The sequence below is a fragment of the Shigella sp. FC1661 genome (genome assembly GCF_001712525.1).
Classification (GTDB): Bacteria; Pseudomonadota; Gammaproteobacteria; order Enterobacterales; family Enterobacteriaceae; genus Escherichia; species Escherichia coli.
This window is the reverse complement of the sequence record NZ_MDGW01000281.1, coordinates 1-1,944: the sequence shown is the minus strand read 5'-3', so window position 1 is coordinate 1,944 and position 1,944 is coordinate 1. Positions and strand designations below refer to the sequence as shown.

Annotated in this window: 2 protein-coding genes and 1 pseudogene; 2 read left to right on the top strand and 1 reads right to left on the bottom strand. The window is 49.3% G+C overall.

Translation table 11 applies throughout. The features are described from left to right. Positions 1 to 241, bottom strand: a 241-nt coding sequence (locus BFF42_RS15735) for an IS1-like element transposase (protein WP_146627760.1), incomplete at its 3' end; no start/stop codon positions are given. A gap of 56 nt (positions 242 to 297) precedes the next feature. On the opposite strand from BFF42_RS15735, the pseudogene BFF42_RS15730 reads away from it, so the two are divergent. Next, positions 298 to 1,444, top strand: a pseudogene (locus BFF42_RS15730) (anion permease); the annotation flags it as partial. A 259-nt stretch (positions 1,445 to 1,703) separates the two neighbouring features. Continuing rightward, on the top strand, positions 1,704 to 1,944 hold a 241-nt coding region (locus BFF42_RS15725; RefSeq protein WP_146627760.1), incomplete at its 3' end, for an IS1-like element transposase.

The window sequence follows — 1,944 nt, the reverse complement described above, 5'->3', positions numbered from 1 at the left end:
AAATCGTGTTGAGGCTAACGCCCATAATGCGTGCAGTTGCCCGGCATCCAACGCCATTCATGGCCATATCAATAATTTTCTGGTGCGTACCGGGTTGAGAAGCGGTGTAAGTGAACTGTAGTTGCCATGTTTTACGGCAGTGAGAGCAGAGATAGCGCTGATGTCCGGCAGTGCTTTTGCCGTTACGCACCACCCCGTCAGTAGCTGAACAGGAGGGACAGCTGATAGAAACAGAAGCCACTGGAGCACCTCAAAAACACCATCATACACTAAATCAGTAAGTTGGCAGCATCACCCTCGGCGTTTACCTTAAGCGCCGCATTTGTGACCACCGGTTTAGGTAAACGTATTGCCTATCTGCTGATTGGTAAAATCGGTAACACCACGCTGGGTCTGGGTTACGTTACGGTATTCCTCGATCTGGTACTGGCTCCGGCAACACCGTCTAACACCGCGCGTGCGGGCGGCATTGTGTTACCGATCATCAACAGCGTGGCGGTGGCTTTGGGGTCCGAACCGGAAAAAAGTCCGCGTCGTGTCGGACATTACCTGATGATGTCCATTTACATGGTCACCAAAACCACCAGCTATATGTTCTTTACCGCAATGGCGGGGAACATTCTGGCGCTGAAAATGATCAACGATATTCTGCACCTGCAAATTAGCTGGGGTGGATGGGCGCTGGCCGCCGATTGCCGGGCATCATTATGCTGCCCGGCAATCCGCTGGTAATTTACACCATGTATCCACCAGAAATTAAAAAGGTGGATAACAAAACCATCGCTAAAGCGGGCCTTGCCGAACTGGGACCGATGAAAATCCGCGAAAAAATGCTGCTCGGTGTCTTTGTGCTGGCGCTACTGGGCTGGATTTTCAGTAAGTCTCTGGGGGTTGATGAATCCACTGTGGCAATCGTTGTTATGGCGACCATGCTGCTGCTGGGTATCGTTACCTGGGAAGACGTGGTTAAAAATAAAGGCGGCTGGAATACCTTAATCTGGTACGGCGGTATTATCGGATTAAGCTCCTTATTATCGAAAGTTAAATTCTTCGAATGGTTAGCTGAAGTCTTTAAAAATAACCTGGCATTTGATGGTCACGGTAACGTTGCTTTCTTCGTTATTATTTTCCTCAGCATTATCGTGCGTTATTTCTTCGCTTCCGGTAGTGCCTATATCGTTGCTATGTTACCGGTATTTGCCATGCTGGCGAACGTCTCCGGCGCACCGTTAATGTTAACCGCGCTGGCACTGTTGTTCTCCAACTCCTATGGCGGCATGGTTACTCACTATGGCGGCGCGGCAGGTCCGGTCATCTTTGGCGTGGGTTATAACGATATTAAATCCTGGTGGTCGGTGCGGTACTGACGATATTAACCTTCCTGGTGCATATCACCCTCGGCGTGTGGTGGTGGAATATGCTGATCGGCTGGAACATGCTGTAAATATTCTCGTCATACTTCAAGTTGCATGTGCTGCGTCTGCGTTCGCTCACCCCAGTCACTTACTTATGTAAGCTCCTGGGGATTCACTCGCTTGTCGCCTTCCTGCAACTCAAATTATTTAGAGTATATCCATTTATTATCTTTCTGCGCACTTCACGGTGCGCAGATATCTGGAGCATTTGATGATCAAGTTATCTGAAAAAGGGTAATGCTGCCAACTTACTGATTTAGTGTATGATGGTGTTTTTGAGGTGCTCCAGTGGCTTCTGTTTCTATCAGCTGTCCCTCCTGTTCAGCTACTGACGGGGTGGTGCGTAACGGCAAAAGCACTGCCGGACATCAGCGCTATCTCTGCTCTCACTGCCGTAAAACATGGCAACTACAGTTCACTTACACCGCTTCTCAACCCGGTACGCACCAGAAAATTATTGATATGGCCATGAATGGCGTTGGATGCCGGGCAACTGCACGCATTATGGGCGTTAGCCTCAACACGATTT